Source organism: Pseudomonas sp. ARP3 (assembly GCF_001029595.1).
Classification (GTDB): Bacteria; Pseudomonadota; Gammaproteobacteria; order Pseudomonadales; family Pseudomonadaceae; genus Aquipseudomonas; species Aquipseudomonas rhodesiae.
In genome coordinates, this window is sequence record NZ_LEKF01000026.1 from 62,872 (window position 1) to 81,980 (window position 19,109).

A 19,109-nucleotide genomic window follows, 5' to 3' on the forward strand; every position below is an offset into this window, starting at 1 on the left:
CGGCAATGATCGGCTGCAGTTTGTCGAGGAAACGGTTGAACCAGCCGGCCAGTTGCCCCAGTTCATCGCGTTTGTCATAGGCCAGGCGCCGCGTCAGGTCGCCTTCGCCGCTGGCGATGTCTTCGAGCATGTGCGCCACCCCCAAGATCGGCCGGGTCACGCTGCGCGCCATCAGCCATACCAGAATCAGGCCGATCACCGCTGCCAGCAGGCCCAGGCTCAGTTCCAGCAGGGTGCCGCGCGTGTTGTCCGCATCCATTTGTGCCTTGAGGGCTTCGGCGGGACCTACCAGGACTTTTTCCGGCACGTCCAGCAATACGCCCCATGGCTTGCCGTCGGGAATCGGTGCGAACGGCGCCAGCACTTTCAGTTGATGTTCGGTGTGCAGGCTGCTGATGCCCGTGCTGCCGGCCAGGGCTCCGATCAGTTGAGCGCCGCTGCGGCGGTCGACCTGGTCCAAACGCTGGCTGAGTTTGCTCGCGTCCGCGCTGTAGCCGGCGAGCAGGCCGGTGGGGCTGAGGATGCTGACGTGGGTCTGGCCGTCGTACAGCTTGGCGCTGGCTTGTTGGCTCACGGCCTGCAAACTGTTGAGGTTGATGTCCACCGACAGCGACGCGATGACTTTGCCGTTGGCCATCAACGGAAACACGATGCTGGTCATCAGTACGTTCTGGCCGTTGATCACATAAAAGTAGGGTTCGATCACGCAAGGCTTGAGGGTGCTGCGCGGGCAGGTGAACCAGGCGTTGGCCTTTTCGCCACTAGGGCCGACGGTGGTGTCGGTCATGTCGCTTTCCGGCAATGCCATGGAGGTCAACTGGCCGGGTGTCGGCTGCGACCAATACAGTGCGAAGCGGCCCTTGTCGTTGCTGCCCAGCTCGGTTTGGCCGGCGAACAGCTCATCCTTGCCGTCCAGCGCATTGGCTTCGAACACCAAGGACAGACCCAACAGGTCCGGGTTGGCCTGCAACGCGGCTCTGACTTGGCGGGTCAGGTCTTCGCGGGTGTCGAAGGCGTCCAGAAAGCGTTTCTCCGCCTGCTCGCGCAAGAACAGCACCTGGCGGGCAAAGCCATGGCCATATTGATAAGCGTCCATGAATTGCCGACGGATACCCAGCGCCTGCACCTCGCCCTGGGCCTCGATACGCGCCTGGGCGGCTTCATTGAGCATCTGCATGCTGGAGGCTTTGACCTGCTCGGAACTCTGCGCCATGCGGTACAGCGACAAACCCACCAGCAGGCTCACGATTCCCAGCAGGCAGAGGCCGGCGAGCAGGGTGATTTTCCATTGAATGGAGAGTTGTCTGAGCGACATCGGACATCCTTACCTGAAAACACAAAGAGCCCGTTTATCGGCCGCAGGAAGATTTTCTTTATTCAAACGATCAATTTAAACCTGCCGGAGCGGCGCGTCCCTCGGCAGCGGCTTTTGACATGGGGCCGCGCCTGCTGCAAAGTGCCCGCCCTCTAATAAGACCTCCTTGAAGCCTGCACACTGGCCGCCCTCCGATGGGGCGCTGGGGCGCGGGCATGCCTGTTTTTCTGTTTCTGCTTGAGGTAACCATGATTAACGCAGTCATCGCCGCGGTCGGCACCATGCTGGTGCTTAGCCTGTCCCGCGTGCATGTGGTCATCGCCATTATTGTCGGCGCCCTGGTGGGCGGTCTCACCGGCGGCCTGGGGATCGAAGCCACCCTCAGCGCCTTCAACGGCGGCCTCGGTGGGGGCGCGACGGTGGCGTTGTCCTACGCCTTGCTCGGTGCATTCGCGGTGGCCATCGCCAAGTCCGGCCTGGCCCATGCCCTGGCCGACAAGGCCCTGCTGTTGGTGGACCGCCAGGACGCCAGCGGCGGCAGTCACGTCAAATGGCTGCTGATCGGTCTGCTGTGGGTGGTGGCGATTGCATCGCAAAACATCCTGCCGATTCACATTGCGTTTATCCCGCTGCTGGTGCCGCCGCTGCTGTATGTGCTGACCAAGCTGCAATTGGATCGGCGCTTGATCGCCTGTGTGATGACCTTCGGCCTGATCACGCCGTACATGTTCCTGCCGGTGGGCTTCGGCAATATCTTCCTTAACCAGATCCTGTTGGCCAACGTGGCCAAGAGCGGCGTGGACGTCAGCCAGGTCAACGTGACCCACGCCATGGGCCTGCCGGCGCTGGGCATGGTGGTCGGCCTGCTGGTGGCGGTGTTTATCAGCTACCGCAAAAAGCGCGTGTACGACCTGGCGAAAATCGAGCGGGTCGAGCAGGTGGCGGTGCAGTACAACCCGCTGACCCTGCTGGTGGCCGGCGTGGCGATTGCCTCGGCGTTCATCATTCAACTGTGGCTGGATTCGATGATCATCGGTGCGCTGGCCGGGTTCCTGATCTTCTCGGCCTCGGGCATCGTGCGCTGGCGCGAGACCGACGACCTGTTCACCGAAGGCATGAAGATGATGGCAATGATCGGCTTCATCATGATCGCAGCCTCGGGGTTCGCCGAAGTGCTCAAGGCCACTGGAGACGTGCGTTCGCTGGTGGAAACTTCGGCCGCGTTCATCGGCCATAGCCGTGGGGTCGGCGCGCTGCTGATGTTGCTGGTGGGCCTACTGGTGACCATGGGGATTGGTTCGTCGTTTTCCACGGTGCCGATCCTGGCCGCGATCTTCGTGCCGTTGTGCGTACAGTTGGGCTTCAGCCCGCTGGCCATTGTGTGCATCGTTGGCACGGCGGGGGCCCTGGGCGATGCCGGCTCGCCTGCGTCGGACTCCACCCTCGGTCCGACTTCCGGCCTGAATATCGACGGTCAGCACCACCACATCTGGGACACCGTGGTGCCAACATTCCTGCACTACAACATCCCGTTGCTGGCGTTTGGCTGGCTGGCGGCGATGTCCCTTTGACCCCATGCCTCTGTAGGAACGAGCGCGCTCGCGCCTACAGATAGTTTTCCATCGGCCGATACCCTCTCAAGTCGCTTAATAAGAGAGAAAAGCCATGCGTCTGAGTCTGAAGGCCAAAGTCCTGTCCCTCGCCGTTGTGCCGGTGTTGCTGTTCGCGCTGGTCATCAGCCTCACCACGGTGTGGATCCTCCAGGGCCAGGCGCGCAGTGAGGTGGATGAAACCCGCCAGCGCTTGCTCAATAACGCTAAGGCCACTTTGCAAAGTTACGTGGAAGTGGCTATGAGCACCGTCAAGCCGCTCTACGATGCCGCCGCGCCTGGCGATACGGCGGCGCGGGCCGAGGTGGTCAAGCTGCTGTCCAACATCAGCTACGGCAAGGACGGTTACTTCTTCGGCTACGACTCCGAGACCATCCGCCTGTTCAAGGGCAATAGCCCCGACGGCGTGGGCAAGAGTTTCAAAGACAACCGCGACCCCAATGGCGTCTACGTCAACCGCGACCTGGTCAAGGTCGGCAAGGACGGTAGTCATTACCTGCAATACAGCTCGACCCAGCCGGGGCAGACCGAACTGGTGCCCAAGCTTGGCTACACCGATTACCTGCCCAAGTGGGATATGGTCATCGGTACCTCGGTCAACCTCGACGGCATCGAAGCCCAGGTGGCGGTGGTCGAGGCCAAGGTCAAAGCGCGCATGGAAGGTGTTTTGCTGAGTATCCTCGGCGTGGCCGTGGTGGTGTTGCTGGTGATCGCCGCTGCGGGCATGGTGCTGGCCAATACCATTTTGCGTCCGTTGCATTTGATGAAAGCCAACCTCGACGATATTGCCGCCGGCGAGGGTGACCTGACTCGGCGCCTGGCCATCACCAGCCAGGACGAGTTGGGCGAGCTGGCCGGCGCGTTCAACCGGTTTGTCGACAAAATCCACGGCCTGGTGCGCCAGATCACCGAAATGACCGCTCAGCTCACCGGCCTGGTGGGCCAGGTGTCCGACCAGGCCCACCGCTCGGAGCAGGCCATGGAGCGCCAGCGCCACGAGACGGACCAGGTCGCCACCGCCATCAATCAAATGTCGTCCGCCGCCCAGGAAGTGGCGCGCAGTGCCCAGGGCGCCTCGGTGGCCGCGCAGCAGACCGACGCCGAAGGCCAGGCCGCCAAGCGCGTGGTGGACGGCAGCATCGCGCAGATCCACGCGTTGGTGAACGACATCCGCAGCAGCGGCGTGTCCCTCGACAGCCTGCAACAGGATGTGACGTCGATTGTCAGCGTGTTGAGTGTGATCCGCTCGATTGCCGAGCAGACCAACCTGTTGGCCCTTAACGCCGCCATCGAGGCCGCGCGGGCCGGGGAGGCCGGTCGTGGCTTTGCGGTGGTGGCCGACGAAGTGCGCGCCCTGGCCAGCCGCACCCAGACCAGCACCCAAGAAATCCAGGGCATGATCGACCGCCTGCAAACCGGCACCGAAGCCGCCGTGGAAGCCATGCGCCGTTCCAGCGAGGCCGGCGATGGCACCTCGGCCCAGGCCAACCAGGCCGGAGCGTCGCTGGACACCATGGCCCAGCTGATTGCCACCATCAATTCAATGAACGCCCAGATCGCCAGCGCCGCCGAAGAACAGACCGCCGTGGCCGAAGAGATCAACCGCAGCGTGCATCAGATTGCCTCGGCGGTGGACAGCGTGGCCGATGAAACCCAGCTGGGGGCCCAGACGTCGCGCAGCCTGGCGGACCTGGGCCAGCGCCTGGGGCAACTGGTCGGTCAGTTCAGGATCTGATCAAACGTCGCGCATCAACAAGCCAAAGCGCAAATCCATCTCAACGGGCAGCGGTATATACACCGTGTGCCCGTCCCCCGGCGCTACGTCGATGGCTTCGTCCTTGGCGTTGCGCAGGCTGGCCAAGTCGAAGTGAAAATTGCCGGTGGGCGTCATCAATTCCAGGTGATTGCCCACGGCGAAGCGGTTCTTGACCTTGACCTCGGCCAGCTCGCCCCGGCGTTCGCCGGTCAGTTCGCCGACAAACTGCTGGCGCTCGGAGACGGAACTGCCGTTCTGGTAGTTCTGGTACTCATCGTGGACGTGCCGGCGCAGGAAACCTTCGGTGTAGCCGCGCTGGGCCAAAGAGTCGAGGTCGGTCATCAGGTTGCGGTCGAACGCGCGACCGGCCACCGCATCGTCGATGGCGCGGCGATACACCTGGGTGGTGCGCGCGCAATAGAAGTGCGACTTGGTGCGGCCTTCGATCTTCAGCGAGTGCACGCCCATATGGGTCAGGCGCTCCACATGCTGTACGGCGCGTAGGTCCTTGGCGTTCATGATGTAGGTGCCGTGCTCGTCCTCGAACGCAGGCATCTGCTCGTCGGGGCGGTTGGCTTCCTGTAACAGAAACACCTGATCGGTGGGCGCACCGATACCCAGGGTCGGTTCCGGCGCGTATTGCTGCACGATCTCGCCGGTGGCGTTTTCCACCGCCGGAGTGGCCTGGTACTTCCAGCGGCAGGCATTGGTGCAGGTGCCCTGGTTGGCGTCGCGCTTGTTCATATAGCCCGAGAGCAGGCAGCGCCCGGAATAAGCCATGCACAGGGCGCCGTGGACAAACACTTCCAGCTCCATGGCCGGCACCTGTTCACGGATTTCGCCGATCTCCTCCAGCGACAATTCCCGCGACAGAATCACCCGGCAGATCCCTTGCTGCTGCCAGAACTCCACGCTCGCCCAGTTCACCGTATTGGCCTGCACCGACAAGTGAATCGGCATCTGCGGAAAGTGTCGGCGCACCAGCATGATCAGCCCTGGATCGGACATGATCAGCGCATCCGGGCCCATGGCGATCACCGGTGCCAGGTCCTTGAGGAAGGTCTTGAGCTTGGCGTTGTGCGGCGCGATGTTCACCACCACATAGAAGCGCTTGCCCTGGGCATGCGCTTCCTGGATACCCAGGGCCAGGTTGGCGTGATCGAACTCGTTATTGCGCACCCGCAGGCTGTAACGCGGTTGGCCGGCGTACACCGCATCGGCGCCGTAGGCGAAGGCGTAGCGCATATTTTTCAGGGTGCCGGCGGGGGCGAGCAGTTCGGGAGCGATAACAGTGGGCATGGCGTAGGGTCGCAAAAAGGCGCGAGAGTAGTGCAGGGCGGGCGCAGGTTTATTGATCCAAGTCATTGAGACCACTGCTGTGCAAAGCAACGCGCCCGCATTCGCGAACGCGGTTATAAAAGCTTAGGAGAAGACGATCCGGGTGCTCTTGAGTGGGGTCCAAGGCGGGGAGTTCGCGGGCGTGCGATAAATAAGGGCACTCCCAGGTTTCGCAGCGGACTAAGCATCAGGGCCTACACAGGCCCAATGCTTTTCTGACATGGACCGGACATGAACCAAACCACCCTGCAATTCAAAACCCTGTTGTTACTGCTGGTCCTGGTGACCGTTGCCTTTATCTGGATATTACTGCCGTTTTATGGCGCGGTGTTCTGGGCGGTGATCCTCGGCATTATCTTTGCGCCCATGCAGCGCCGCGTGCAGCTGAAATTCGGCTGGAACCGTAACCTTACCTCCCTGGCCACCCTGACTGCGTGTTTGATCGTCGCGATTTTGCCGGTGATCATCACCAGTGCCTTGTTGGTACAAGAGGGGGCCACGCTGTACAAGAACATCGAAAGCGGCAAGCTGGATGTGGCGGGCTATATCGAGCAGTTCAAGAATTTCCTGCCGCCGTACTTCCAGCATCTGCTGGATCGCTTCGGCATGGGCAACCTGGAAGGGCTGCGTGAGAAAATCGTAAAAAGCGCGATGCAGGGCAGCCAATTTTTCGCCACTCAGGCGTTCAGCTTCGGTCAGGGCACCTTCGATTTTCTGGTGAGCTTTTTCATCATGCTGTATCTGCTGTTTTTCTTTTTGCGCGACGGCCCGGAGCTGGTACGCAAGGTGCGCACCGCCGTGCCGTTGGCCGAACCGCAAAAGCGTCGCCTGCAGCTCAAGTTCAACCGCGTGGTGCGGGCCACGGTCAAGGGCAACGTGCTGGTGGCCGTGACTCAGGGCGCGTTGGGAGGGTTGATTTTCTGGTTCCTGGACATTCCCAGCGCGCTGCTATGGGCGGTGCTGATGGCATTTCTTTCACTGCTGCCGGCGGTGGGCGCGGGCATTGTATGGGGGCCGGTGGCGGCATATTTCCTGATGAGCGGGGCGATCTGGCAGGGCGTGGTGCTGGCGTTGTTCGGCGTGTTTGTGATCGGCCTGGTGGACAACGTGCTGCGCCCGATCCTGGTGGGCAAGGACACCAAGATGCCGGATTACCTGATCCTGATCTCGACCCTGGGCGGCTTGTCAGTGTTTGGCCTTAACGGGTTTGTGATCGGACCGCTGGTGGCGGCGCTGTTCATGTCCAGTTGGGCGCTGTTTGTCGAGAGCAAGCCGCGGGTCAAGTTGCCATTGCCGTAAACCGGTAGCGTCAGGCTTCCAACTGGTAGGTGGTGGCTTTCAATTGGTGTTCGGCGGCTTTCAACGATGTCAGCGGGCCGGTGATCGGCTCGCCTTCGCGTACCAAGTACCAGCAAGCCAACACCCCCGAGGCGCGCAGAGCGGCGGGGACGGCACTGCCGATGACGGACATGATATGAACAGTGGGCATAAGGACCTCCAATCGTGGTAGGGGTCACCTTACGGGCCATGGCGGCTGAGGAAAAATCAACTGTCTCGATAGTCGACATTGATGCCACGCGTCAGTCCACCACTTGATCCAGCATGCTCACCACTTCCTGCTCGTTGAGCAGGCCCTTGCGCACCAGGTTTTCCGCAAGCAAGGCGAGGAACTTCGCGCTGCGGTGACCTTCCAGGTGCTTGAGTTCGGTCAGGGCGCTGTACACCTTGCTGGAGGTGCAAAGGCCGGCGGTGCGGTGTGGGTTTTGTGTGGGCATGGTTAATCGTCCTTAATTGTTATTGGGTGGACAGGCTCGATAGTGAAAGGGTTATGTGACGCAAACATGACAGCGCGAGCCCTGTTCGAGCAAGTAGACATTGGTGTCTATCATGTGCGATTGCGCACCAGACATTGTCTCCATAGCGACCTTGACGCGATAAAACCGGACTCGGCGCAAAAAAAAGGCCTCGCACGATTGCGAGGCCAGTTTCAGATCGAACGGTTACCAGCCACGACGGTAGTAACCATGGGGCGGGCCATAGTAACCGCGCGGTGGGCCGTAATAGACCGGCGCCGGGCGGTAATACACTTGCTGTTGCACATACACAGGCGGCGGTGGAGCGTAGTAGACCGGCGGCGGAGCGGCGTAGACAGGCTGCGGCTGCACATACACCGGTTGCTGCACGTAGACTTCGCGGGGTTGGCTGGCCACCACCGAGCCCACCACGGCGGCGCCGACCAACGCACCCAAGGCAGCCGGCCCCGCCCATCCACCACCGTGGGCGGAGGCTTGGCCAGCCATAGCGAGTGCACCTACCAGCAAGGCGATCTTGGGGATTGTACGAATCATGGTCATTCCTCGGTTAGCCCCTGCGCTCGTGTCCTGCCATCAATGGACTCAAGTCATGTCGCGGGGATACTTTTAAGACAACGTATTTCTGAAAAACAGCACGGCCGCTAGGTAAAGGTTGTGTAAGGTCTGTACCGATTTGCTTACTCACAGGAGTTTTCCATGCAGATGCACCCCAACAAGGACACCCAGCTGTGCATGTCACTGTCGGCGCGCCCCGGTAATTTCGGCTTGCGGTTTCATAACCATCTGTACGAGCAGTTGGGTCTGAATTTTTACTATAAGGCCTTCAGCAGCCAGGATTTGCCCGGCGCGATCGGCGGTATCCGGGCCTTGGGGATCCGGGGTTGCGGGGTGTCCATGCCATTCAAGGAGGCGGCCATTGCCTTGGTGGACGAACTCGACGATTCGGTTCAAGCCATCGATTCGTTAAACACCATCGTCAACACCCACGGCCATCTCAAGGCCTACAACACAGACTACATCGCCGTCGAGCAACTGCTGAAAAAGCATGCGGTCCCACAGGATTCCACCTTCGCCCTGCGTGGCAGCGGCGGCATGGCCAAGGCCGTGGCCAGTGCCCTGCGCGACGGTGGCTACGCCAACGGCGTGATCGTGGCGCGTAACGAGAGAGCGGGGCGCGCGCTGGCCCAGCACCTGGGGTACGCCTGGCAGGCGGATATGACCGGTCTGCGTCCGCAAATGCTGATAAACGTCACGCCCATCGGCATGACCGGCGGCGCGGAGGCGGAGGCATTGGCGTTTGACGCAGACATTATCGAGACTGCGCGGACTGTCTTCGATGTGGTGGCGATTCCCGCCGAAACACCGTTGATTGTGCATGCCCGAGCCAACGGCAAACAGGTAATTACCGGGTTGGAAGTAATCGCCATCCAGGCGTTGGAACAGTTCGTGCTCTATACCGGCGTGCGGCCGACCCAGGAACAATTCGAAAAAGCAGTGGCCTTCGCCCGTCTCTGAAAAAGCACTGGGAAGCTGGATATAGCTCCATCAGACATGGAGGTATTGTTCGGCTCACCGCCATCGGGGGCAAGCCCCCTCCCACAGGTTTGACCGCGTTCACTCGAACTCAGTGACCCAACGCACGGCGCGCCGAGCTCAAGGCAAAATGCAGATCCAAGGTGGGAGGGGGCTTGCCCCCGATATAGGTCCATCGGGAGATGAGGGTGTTGGCTTCACACCGCCATCGGGGGCAAGCCCCCTCCCACAGGTTTGACCGCGTTCACTCGAGCTCGGTGAGCCAACGGTCGGCGCGCCAAGCTCAAGGCAAGCGCAGATCCAAGGTGGGAGGGGGCTTGCACCCGATATAGGTCCATCAGGCGATGAGGGTATTGACTGGCTCACTGCCTTCGGGGGCAAGCCCATCCCACAGGTTTGACCGCGTTCATTCGAACTCGATGACCCAACGGACGGCGCGCCAAGCTCAAGGCAAGCGCAGATCCAAGGTGGGAGGGGGGCTTGCCCCCGATATAGGTCCATCAGGCGATGAGGGTATTGACTGGCTCACCGCCCTCGGGGGCAAGCCCCTTCCACAGGTTGGACAGCGCTCACTCGAGCTCGGGTCCCAACGGTCGGCGCGCCAAGCTCAAGGCAAGCGTAGATCCAAGGTGGGAGGGGGCTTGCCCCCGATATAGATCTATCAGGCGATGAGGGTGTTGGCTGGCTCACCGCCATCGGCCCCCCGGCCCCACCTATTACTGAGTCAGGCCTGTTCCAACTGTGCCAAGCGTTCCTCCAGCGCGGCGATTCGCGCTTCCAGCTCTTCGATACGTTCGGCGGACACCCCGCTGGTGCCACGCTCCACCGGGCTTGCCCGCGCCGCGATAATCGCCTCGATATCCGCCGGATCGCCCAGCGCGTGGGTGTACCGGTCTTCCCGCTGCCCAGCCTGACGCGGTACCAGCACCGCCAGCCCGCGGGCGATCAGGCGTTCGAGCTGGTGCACGACCTGTTCGACGTCCTCGAAATCATGCATGCGAGCGCTGCGAGTGAGCAGTTCGTTGACCGTCTGCGGGCCGCGCAGGAACAACAACCCGATCAGGATCACCTGGGCCGGTACCAGTTCCAGCGCCTTGTCCACCCGATGTTCCCAGCGGTCGGCACGGCTGCCCATCACCAGACGAGTGAAGCCTTGGCCCTCCAGCGCACGCAGGCTCTGGCCCACCTGGCCCTGGCTGAGGTTCATCACCGGCTCGCGGCTGGTTTTCTGGTTGCAGGCCAATACCAGAGCGTTGAGAGTCAGGGGGTAGGTTTCCGGGTTGGTCGCCTGTTTTTCGATCAGGCAGCCCAGCAGGCGGATTTCCGTGCTGTTCAGGCGCGGCTCAGGGGTATCGGTGTCGTGCTCGGCGGTCATCGCGCGTTCCCTATGCAGTGAAGGTCCTTAGCCTATCCCTGAAAAAATAAAAGACAAGCAGCGGGCATGGCTATAATCGCCGCTGGTTGCAACCCCGCCATTACCGATGAGAGTGCCATGACTATTTCCCTGTACGCCGCCTCCGTTCCTGTGTTCAAACAAATGCTCAACGCCCTGAGCGATGTGCTGAACAAGGCCGAAGCCCACGCTACGGCCAAGAACATCGAGCCCAATGCCTTGCTGCAAGCGCGTCTGTTTCCTGACATGTTCCCGCTGGTGCGCCAGGTGCAGATCGCCGTCGACTTCGCCAAGGGCGTTTCTGCGCGCCTGGCCGAGATCGAAGTGCCTAAATATGACGACAACGAAGTGACCTTCGCCGACCTGCAAGCCCTGATCGCCAAGGTGCTGGCCTTTATCGACACCCTCAAGGCCGAGCAAATCGACGGCAAGGAAGGCATCGAAATCGTCACCCGTCCAGGCACCCCGAAAGAGAAGCGCTTCAGCGGCCAGTCCTACTTGCTGACATACGGCCTGCCGCAGTTCTTCTTCCACGTCACCACCGCGTATGCGCTGCTGCGTCACAACGGCGTGGAAGTGGGCAAGCGCGACTACATGGGCGCTTTCTAAGCTCAAGCGTCAAAAAAGCCCGGTGTCGTTCCACGTTGAACGGCACCGGGTTTTTTTATGGGTGGCGGTTATGAATTCCCTGACCTTGTCGGAAAAGGTTACAGAAGGGCGGTGAACCAAGTCTTTCTGCCGCGGCACTCACCAGGCGATGAGGCATGTGCCTCCCCCCAATCCCCGTGAGTGTATGAGAGGCTTTAGATGATCACGACGCCCCACCTGTCAGCTGCTGTATCGCGTTTTTCTTCGTCGCACACGTCCTCGCCTGTGCTGGATAGTCAGGGCGCCTCTTCGGTTTTGCCCGGCCCGAACACCCGTGTCCGGCGAGAGGCATCGGGCGAGGCAACGGCGGTGGGCCAAACCCCGCCCTCGGAAGCAAATGAAGGAAGCACTGAACAGGCGCAGAGCGCCGATAAACGCGATGCGGGCAATCGACGCGACCTTGAGAAGTTCGTGCATGGGTTGCTGAACGTGTACGTAAAAGGCGACAAGTATCTGGATGAACAGGCGGCTTTGCATGCTTACCGATATCCGGGGGGCCGGCCTTACGACCGCGCCCAAGGGTTCACCAATTATTTGCGCAGTCAATGGATCCAACTGGACCCTGATTCCGGCTTTCAACTCAATAACGAGTCAAAGGCCGGGCAGCGCGTGAATCTTTTAGATTTCATTGATGGCCTTGGCTGGGAGCGACCGACCACGATGGCCGAGGTGCGGAATATGAGCGGGGCCGTGTTCCGCCTTTATCGGTCCTCGCCGTTGCCATCCGGCGATCTGGGCGGTGGGTTGTCCTGGCCGATTCCCCTTGATCAATCCACCCAAAAAGCGATTCACGAGGCTTCCAGCTCCGACGTGTATCGTTCGCTCCAGCACGGTGACCTGCCGGCGACGAATAACGGAGCGGTGCTGATGCTTCAACGCCATCAATGGTCAGATGCCGAGCTGAAGGATCCGCGCACCGCCCTGCTGAACATGATCAATGCACCGGCCGCACGAACGGTAGGTGAGCAGCTGCGGGCGCGGTTCAACGGGGCCGGCAGTCCTCAGGATTGGCTGCTTTCAATGCTTCAGGTGGGGGCCAATGGCCATTCGGTGATGCATCCAAACGAAAAAAACAAGCTGGCCGGCTATGATCTGTCCCAGCGCGATAATTGGGGTAAACCCTTGTCGTCGGTGGTGAAAGGGCTGACTGACCATCTGGCGCAGACCTACGGCCGAAACGCGCCAGTCGTAGCGTATTTGTTACTGTCACACCACGCGCCAGAGCTGCTGGTCAAAGACGTTCCAGCTTCTATCACCTATGGTTCGCCGGGATGGGTTGGCCTCAAAGCCATCGTCGCCAAGGCCAACTTCCACACGCCTGGCTCGGCAGCAGGGCAGACCTATGAGGCGTTGGTCAAGAACGACCTTGAGCCCGTTAGCAGCGCCGAAAGAGACGTGGAAGCCTTGGCGGGGCGGGAGGCGTTGATCCACTGGGCCGTAGCGGACGGTGCAATTGCAAAGCGCGATGACAACAATTACACGGACGACGAAATTGAGAGGGCGCGCACGCTCTCCAGCGAACGCTTGGAGACCCTGAAAAAAGCCTCCGACGCGCAACGTGAGCCATTAGTGCCCCGTAAGGAAAAAGCGCTGCAGATCCTCAAGGAGCATTTATCGGGGAAATTCCCTAATGTCGATTTTGAAGCCAAGGTGCTGATGCCCACCGAGGCTCATCAGTATTTGCGGGGGCCTTATTCGATTCTGGATATTTATCTCGAACCGCAATTGCATACCCGCTGGTACTCCACTGACCCTGCAGTGCCCTTTGCTGACATGTTCGAAACGTTCCGGCGCATTCCGCCCATCGACAACTATGAAAAGGAAGTCTCCGACTACTACGACGCGCTCCAGGAGGCCATGGGTGTCACGGTCAAACACTTGATGTCCCAACTGCCTGTGCAGGACAGAGAAGCCCTGGAGTATGGCGAGCTGAGCGTTTATGCCGAAGAAAAAACCACCTCGAGTCGTGAGAGTTGGGGAAAGTATCGGGGGCCTGAAAAAAGGGTGAGTGAGCAGCCCGCTGATAGCCGTTCGTTATTGTTCGTCACGAAGTATGGGGCAACCAAAACGGTCTATGAGGTCAACCCCCAGCAGGGTTATATCCGCAAGCGCACTGATTTGACGGGCGACCTGAAACCGGGTCTGAAGGGTGAATGGTCCGGTCCCTTGACTGAGCGAGCCAATCCTGGCGTCAGGCGAATCTACAGCCGCCCGTCGATTCGCGAAGTGGTGGCAGATGGAGAAGAGGCACAGCAGAAACGACGCGCACGGGAAAAGGCCCCGGGGCCTGTGCAAACCTTCACGTCTGACCGGACTCAGTACATCACCGATACCGTGCTGAGCAATATCTTCAAACCCGGAGAGCGAGAAGTGCTAGTCCAGAAAGCCAGGGGCATCACCACATTCGATACCGAAGTGACGGTGTTTGAAGAGATACAGGCGGTGACCCGGACCTTGGTGCCTTTTGCGTCCGCTATCGATAGGTTTCAAAAGGGAAAGGTAGGCGAGGGGCTTGGTTTTCTGGCATTTGACGTGTTGGGGTTTGCGGTGGGAGGCATTTTCGCAGGGGCTAAAATCGCGAGGCTGGGCCCCGGGCTTTCAGGCCGGGCTGGCGGCATCCTGACACGGGGTGCGATCAGCGCGGCCAACCCGTTTGCCGGAGGAAAAGCCATCGTCTCCAGAGGCCTGCCTTGGTGGCAGTCGGCATGGGGCAAAGGGACCTCCACCTGGCGCATCATTGCGGCGAATCGCGGTGTGGACCGGGCTCATCAGGATAAAAAAGATGGCGTCACCGTCGGCACTTATACAAATACCCTCGGCGACTCAATACGTATCACGGCTCAGTTGGATGAAATAACCGGGAAATGGTACGGCTATGATCGGACAACCCGTTCGCGTTTTGGCGTACCGCTTGAAGGCTTCAGTCCTGATAGCACCAGTGCTTGATGCTTTCGCCCCGGGACAGCCCTTGAACAGGCCGTCCCGGGGGATCGGTTATCTTTGTTTGCCCAGGCACGCTGCCGCAGTGAACAGCACATCGGTGGACGAATTGAGCGCGGTTTCCGCCGAATCCTGCAGTACACCGATGATGAAACCTACGGCGACCACCTGCATGGCGATCTCACTCGGGATGCCGAACAGGCTGCACGCCAGGGGAATCAGCAACAACGAACCGCCGGCCACGCCCGAGGCGCCGCAGGCACAAATGGCCGCGACCACGCTGAGTAACACGGCGGTCGGCAGGTCGACACTGATGCCCAGTGTGTGCACGGCGGCCAGGCTCAGCACGGTAATGGTGATCGCGGCGCCGGCCATGTTGATGGTGGCGCCCAGCGGGATCGACACCGAATAGGTGTCCTCATGCAGGCCGAGGCGCTCGCTCAATGCAAGGTTGACTGGAATGTTCGCCGCCGAGCTGCGGGTGAAGAACGCAGTGATGCCGCTTTCGCGCAGGCACAGCAGTACCAGCGGGTACGGGTTGCGGCGCAGTTTCCAGAACACAATGGCCGGGTTGATCACCAGCGCGACGAACAGCATGCAGCCGATCAGCACCACCAGCAGATGGGCGTAGCCGAGCAGGGCGCTGAACCCGGAGGTGGCCAAGGTGGAGGCCACCAGGCCGAAAATGCCCAGCGGCGCAAAGCGAATCACCACGCGCACAATCAAGGTCACGCCGTTGGACAGGTCATCGAGCACAGTGCGGGTGGTTTCGCCGGCATGCCGGATCGCGATGCCCATGCCAATGGCCCAGGCCAGGATGCCGATGAAATTGGCATTCATCAGCGCGCTTACCGGATTGTCCACCACGCTCAGCAACAGGCTTTGCAAAACTTCGCCGATACCGCCGGGCGCGCTCACTGTGGCGTCATGGGTGGCCAACACCAGTGTTGACGGGAACCACATGCTGGCGACCACCGCGACCACGGCGGCGGCGAACGTGCCGAGCAAATACAGGAACAGGATTGGGCGAATATGGGTTTCCTGGCCGTGCTTATGGTTGGCGATCGACGCCATTACCAGCACAAACACTAGAATCGGCGCCACGGCCTTGAGCGCGGTGACGAACACCTTGCCGATAAACCCGGTGGCTTTGGCTGCTTCGGGCAGTAGCAATGCCAGGAGAATCCCGGCGATCAAGCCGATAACGATTTGCGTGACCAGGCTGACGCGGGTCAGGCGTTTAAGGAGCGAAGGGGCAGCAGTCATAAAGAGGTTGTCTCTAGTTTTTTTAATGTGCGCAGCCCCATGAGCAGAAGGGGCTGTAGGAAGCAGGGCGCGAAGTCTAGCATGCTGTGGTGCGTGCTCTGGCGGCTGCGGCATCGCGTCACCCGCTTTGGCCAAAGCCGGACATACTCTGTTAAGCTTCTGGCCTCTCACCTTTCCTATCCGTCAGCGGGCCCTTCGGGCTGTCGTTGATGTCGTTGTTTCTGGAGTTTTCATGCTGTTTCCCATCCTGCTGCTGTCGGCCGCCGGTTTTACCGTGCTGACCACGGAATTCATCATTGTCGGGCTGCTGCCATCGATTGCCCGCGACCTGAATGTCAGCGTGTCCCAAGCCGGGCTGTTGGTGACCTTGTTTGCGTTTACCGTGGCGGCGTTCGGGCCGTTTCTGACGGCCTATTGCGCGCGTTTCCCACGCAAGCGTCTGTTTATCAGCATTCTGATTCTGTTCGGCGCGGCCAACGCCGTGGCCGCGCTGGCGCCGAATATCTGGGTGATGGCATTGGCACGACTGATCCCGGCCCTGGGCTTGCCGGTGTTCTGGGCCTTGGCAAGCGAGACGGCGGTGGACATCGTCGGCCCGGACTACGCCGGGCGCGCCATTGAGAAGATCGGTTTCGGCATCGTCTGCGCCACGGTGTTCGGCATCCCAGTGGGCACGTTGATTTCCGATGCGTTCGGCTGGCGCACGGCGTTCGCCATTCTGGCGGTGGTGGCCCTGGCCAAGGCCTTGCTGTTGTTCATCTACCTGCCGGTAACCCGGCCGAAGAACGATCAAGTGAGTCTGCGCTCGCAGTTCAAGATCCTGCGCAACCCCTTGATGCAGGGCCATATCCTGCTGTCGATCCTGGTATTCAGCGGTATGTTCACTGCCTATACCTACCTGGCGGACATCCTTGAACGCCTGGCCGGCTTCGATGGCACGTTAGTGGGCTGGTGTCTGATGGGCTTTGGCGCGGTGGGCTTGCTTGGCAATGCCTTGGGCGGCCGTGCGGTGGATCGCCATCCGTTGATCGCATCCATGGTGTTCTGCGGGTTTATGATCGCGGGCATGGTCGCGCTGGTGCCGGCCATTCATTCCACCATCGGCCTGGCGGCGGCGATGGCGGTGTGGGGTGTGACCCAGGCGGCGCTGTTCCTGGTCAGCCATGTGCGGCTGATGAAGGCCGCGCCCCATGCGCCGGCGTTCGCCGCGTCGCTGAACATTGCCGGGGCCAACCTGGGCATCGGCTTGGGGGCGATGGTCGGTGGTCATGTGATCGATACCTTCGGCCTCGGCAGCCTGGGGTTCGCGGCGTCTGGGTTTATCCTGGTGTCGATCCTGCTGGCGCTGTGGCTGATGACCGCCAGGCAGCCGGTGGCGTCCAACGCCTGAGCGGTCAGGGCAGGGCAGTGAACAATTCGCGCCGCGCGCCTTCGGTAATCGCCACGATGCCCGGGTGCTTGACCTTGCGCTCCACCGAGATCGCATAGAACGACTCGGTGACCGCGTCGGTCTGGCCGATCAGCGCCACACCGTACTGGCGCACCACCTCGTCGGCAATCACGCTGGGGGCGATGAAAATCCCGCTGCCGGATTGGCCAAACGCCTGCATCAAGGCGCTGTCGTCGAACTCGCCGATGATCTTCGGCTGGATCTGCTGCTCGGCGAACCAGCGCTGCAAGCGGCTACGCACTACGGTTTCCGCGCCGGGAATCAGCAGCGGCGCGCCGTGCAGGCACTGTGGGAATGGGCCGGTATGGCGGTCGGCCAATGCTTGGGTGGCGAAAAAACTGATGCCGCACTCTCCCAGTTTCTGGCTGTAGCCTTTGATATCCAGGTGCGTGGGCATGGGGCTGTCGGAAATCACCAGGTCCAAGCGCTGGATCGCCAGATCCGCCAGCAGGCGCTCGAGTTTGTCCTCGCGGCAGGTAATACGCAGCGGCTCGCTCAATTCCATGGTCGGTGCGATCAGCCGATAAACGATGGATTTGGGCACCACATCCGCCACTCCGACCCGAAACACAATCTGCTGCTCCTTGGGCTGCGCGCGCAGCATGGCTTCCAACTCATTGCCGGTCTGGAACATCTGTTCGGCATAGGGCAGCGCTTGCCGCCCGGCTTCGGTCAGCTCCAGTTGGCGCCCGACCCGCTGAAACAACGCGATGCCGAACGTCTGTTCAAGCAGGCTGAGTTGCCCGCTGATGGTCTGGGGCGTGAGGTTTAATTGCTCGCACGCACGCACGATGCTGCCGGTTTTGGCCACGACCCAGAAGTAATGCAGTTGTCGATAATTAAGCATGAGGGTGGTCACTTCGTAAAAAGCGAAGTATACGCGGGAAAAATACGAATTTTGCTGAAGTGTTGCTCTGCATAGAATGCGTCGCTATCGCGGGGCCACTATTGGGACCCAAGCGTTCTAACGAGGGATACAGCATGAAACTCAATTCTTTCGGCGCGGCCTCGTTGCTTGCGCTTTCATTGGTGATGATCAGCGGTTGCGATCAGGTCGAAAAAAGTGCGCAGCAGGTGATCGGCAAGGCCTCGGAATCGGCCAAGCAGGCAATCGACGATACCCAGAAAGCCGCCGAGCAAGCCCTGAGTGAAGCCACCCAAGGCCTGATCAACCCGCAGAAGAAAGACGATCAGGCTGATAAAACCGACGAATCGAATAGCCAAGAAACCTAATTCTCCAGCACACCACCAGGACTGACCTATGGATTACCTTGTACAACTGGCCGCCAGCCCCACCGCGTGGATCGCCCTGGCGACCTTGATCGTGATGGAAATCGTGCTGGGCATCGATAACCTGATCTTTATCTCGATCCTCACCAACAAATTGCCGGAGAAGCACCGGGCCAAGGCGCGGCGCATCGGTATCAGCATGGCCCTGGTCCTGCGCCTGGGCTTGTTGAGCACCATCGCCTTTATCGTGCAGCTCACTGCGCCGGTGTTCGAGGTGTTCGGGCAGGCGTTTTCGTGGAAGGACATGATCCTGATCGCCGGTGGCCTGTTCCTGGTGTGGAAGGCTACCACCGAGATCCATCACAGCATGGACCCGGAGCCCGAAGAGAAAGAAAGCACCAGCAACGCCGTGACCATCGGTTTTGCGGCGGCCATCGGGCAGATCCTGTTGCTGGACCTGGTGTTTTCCATCGACAGCATCATCACGGCGGTGGGCATGACCGAACACTTGCCGATCATGATCATTGCCGTGGTGACCTCGGTGATCGTGATGCTGGTCGCGGCCGAACCGCTGGCCAAGTTCATCAACGACAACCCGACGGTGGTGATGCTGGCCCTGGGCTTCCTGATCATGATCGGCATGACTTTGATCGCCGAAGGCTTTGGCGCCCATGTGCCTAAAGGCTATGTGTACGCAGCCATGGCGTTCTCGGCGGCCATTGAGTGCCTGAATATCGCCCGGCGCAACCGCCATAAGCGTTTGCTCGCTGCGCGTCAGTAAACCCTGAAACAAACAGGCCGGCTGTGCTCATAAGA

At 60.6% G+C, this 19,109-nt stretch carries 16 protein-coding genes and 2 pseudogenes; 10 read left to right on the plus strand and 8 right to left on the minus strand.

Annotation, left to right across the window (positions count from 1 at the left end):
• Positions 1-25 precede the first annotated feature (25 nt).
• A pseudogene (locus tag ABX75_RS30100) lies at positions 26-1,315 on the minus strand (HAMP domain-containing protein); the annotation flags it as partial.
• A 251-nt stretch (positions 1,316-1,566) separates the two neighbouring features.
• Here ABX75_RS30100 and ABX75_RS23965 point away from each other — a divergent pair.
• From ABX75_RS23965 to ABX75_RS30110, 3 genes and pseudogenes are all read left to right on the plus strand, one after another.
• Positions 1,567-2,886: a Na+/H+ antiporter family protein gene (locus ABX75_RS23965; RefSeq protein WP_167389905.1), complete on the plus strand. Its 1,320-nt coding sequence runs from the start codon at positions 1,567-1,569 to the stop codon at positions 2,884-2,886.
• 94 nt (positions 2,887-2,980) lie between these two features.
• Positions 2,981-3,802: pseudogene (locus tag ABX75_RS30105) on the plus strand (cache domain-containing protein); the annotation flags it as partial.
• 102 nt (positions 3,803-3,904) lie between these two features.
• The gene (locus tag ABX75_RS30110) at positions 3,905-4,660 is read left to right on the plus strand and encodes a methyl-accepting chemotaxis protein (RefSeq protein WP_371264008.1); all 756 of its coding nucleotides are present in this window, start codon (positions 3,905-3,907) and stop codon (positions 4,658-4,660) included.
• Here ABX75_RS30110 and yegQ read toward each other — a convergent pair whose 3' ends face one another.
• A complete protein-coding gene (gene yegQ, locus ABX75_RS23975; protein WP_047882798.1) occupies positions 4,661-5,980 on the minus strand; it encodes a tRNA 5-hydroxyuridine modification protein YegQ in 1,320 nt (439 codons plus the stop codon).
• Between the two features lie 270 nt (positions 5,981-6,250).
• Between yegQ and ABX75_RS23980 the strand changes: the two genes are divergently transcribed.
• A complete protein-coding gene (locus tag ABX75_RS23980) occupies positions 6,251-7,318 on the plus strand; it encodes an AI-2E family transporter (protein ID WP_034096852.1) in 1,068 nt (355 codons plus the stop codon).
• A 10-nt stretch (positions 7,319-7,328) separates the two neighbouring features.
• Here the strand turns inward: ABX75_RS23980 and ABX75_RS23985 are convergent, their stop codons facing one another.
• The 3 genes from ABX75_RS23985 to ABX75_RS23995 form a co-directional block, all read right to left on the minus strand.
• Entirely contained in the window at positions 7,329-7,508 is a 180-nt protein-coding gene (locus ABX75_RS23985; protein WP_034096853.1) for a hypothetical protein, read from the minus strand.
• Positions 7,509-7,599: 91 nt separating this feature from the next.
• Positions 7,600-7,794 carry a hypothetical protein gene (locus ABX75_RS23990; protein WP_003173044.1) on the minus strand — a complete coding sequence of 65 codons (195 nt, stop codon included), beginning with the start codon at positions 7,792-7,794 and terminating at the stop codon, positions 7,600-7,602.
• Positions 7,795-8,019: 225 nt separating this feature from the next.
• Positions 8,020-8,373 (minus strand): hypothetical protein, encoded by a 354-nt coding sequence (locus ABX75_RS23995; protein ID WP_034096854.1) that lies wholly within the window; start codon positions 8,371-8,373, stop codon positions 8,020-8,022.
• Between the two features lie 156 nt (positions 8,374-8,529).
• On the opposite strand from ABX75_RS23995, the gene ABX75_RS24000 reads away from it, so the two are divergent.
• Positions 8,530-9,348 (plus strand): shikimate 5-dehydrogenase, encoded by an 819-nt coding sequence (locus tag ABX75_RS24000; RefSeq protein WP_034096855.1) that lies wholly within the window; start codon positions 8,530-8,532, stop codon positions 9,346-9,348.
• Between the two features lie 742 nt (positions 9,349-10,090).
• On the opposite strand, the gene ABX75_RS24005 is transcribed toward ABX75_RS24000, so the two are convergent.
• Complete coding sequence (locus ABX75_RS24005) at positions 10,091-10,741, minus strand: YceH family protein (protein WP_034096856.1); 651 nt, start codon at positions 10,739-10,741, stop codon at positions 10,091-10,093.
• 117 nt (positions 10,742-10,858) lie between these two features.
• On the opposite strand from ABX75_RS24005, the gene ABX75_RS24010 reads away from it, so the two are divergent.
• Together ABX75_RS24010 and ABX75_RS24015 are read left to right on the plus strand one after the other, a co-directional pair.
• Positions 10,859-11,368, plus strand: coding sequence for a DUF1993 family protein (locus tag ABX75_RS24010; RefSeq protein ID WP_034096857.1), 510 nt, complete (start codon positions 10,859-10,861; stop codon positions 11,366-11,368).
• A gap of 198 nt (positions 11,369-11,566) precedes the next feature.
• Positions 11,567-14,353 (plus strand): hypothetical protein, encoded by a 2,787-nt coding sequence (locus tag ABX75_RS24015; protein ID WP_053060109.1) that lies wholly within the window; start codon positions 11,567-11,569, stop codon positions 14,351-14,353.
• Positions 14,354-14,401: 48 nt separating this feature from the next.
• Here ABX75_RS24015 and sstT read toward each other — a convergent pair whose 3' ends face one another.
• The gene (gene sstT, locus ABX75_RS24020; RefSeq protein WP_034096858.1) at positions 14,402-15,613 is read right to left on the minus strand and encodes a serine/threonine transporter SstT; all 1,212 of its coding nucleotides are present in this window, start codon (positions 15,611-15,613) and stop codon (positions 14,402-14,404) included.
• Positions 15,614-15,845: 232 nt separating this feature from the next.
• Here sstT and ABX75_RS24025 point away from each other — a divergent pair, with 232 nt between their 5' ends.
• Positions 15,846-17,003, plus strand: a complete 1,158-nt coding sequence (locus tag ABX75_RS24025) for an MFS transporter (protein WP_034096859.1) — start codon at positions 15,846-15,848, stop codon at positions 17,001-17,003.
• 4 nt (positions 17,004-17,007) lie between these two features.
• Here the strand turns inward: ABX75_RS24025 and nhaR are convergent, their stop codons facing one another.
• Positions 17,008-17,910, minus strand: coding sequence for a transcriptional activator NhaR (nhaR, locus tag ABX75_RS24030; RefSeq protein ID WP_034096860.1), 903 nt, complete (start codon positions 17,908-17,910; stop codon positions 17,008-17,010).
• A gap of 134 nt (positions 17,911-18,044) precedes the next feature.
• Here nhaR and ABX75_RS24035 point away from each other — a divergent pair, with 134 nt between their 5' ends.
• Entirely contained in the window at positions 18,045-18,296 is a 252-nt protein-coding gene (locus tag ABX75_RS24035; RefSeq protein ID WP_034137727.1) for a hypothetical protein, read from the plus strand.
• A gap of 28 nt (positions 18,297-18,324) precedes the next feature.
• On the plus strand, positions 18,325-19,074 hold the full coding sequence (locus tag ABX75_RS24040) for a TerC family protein (RefSeq protein WP_034112889.1): 750 nt from the start codon (positions 18,325-18,327) through the stop codon (positions 19,072-19,074).
• Positions 19,075-19,109 lie beyond the last annotated feature (35 nt).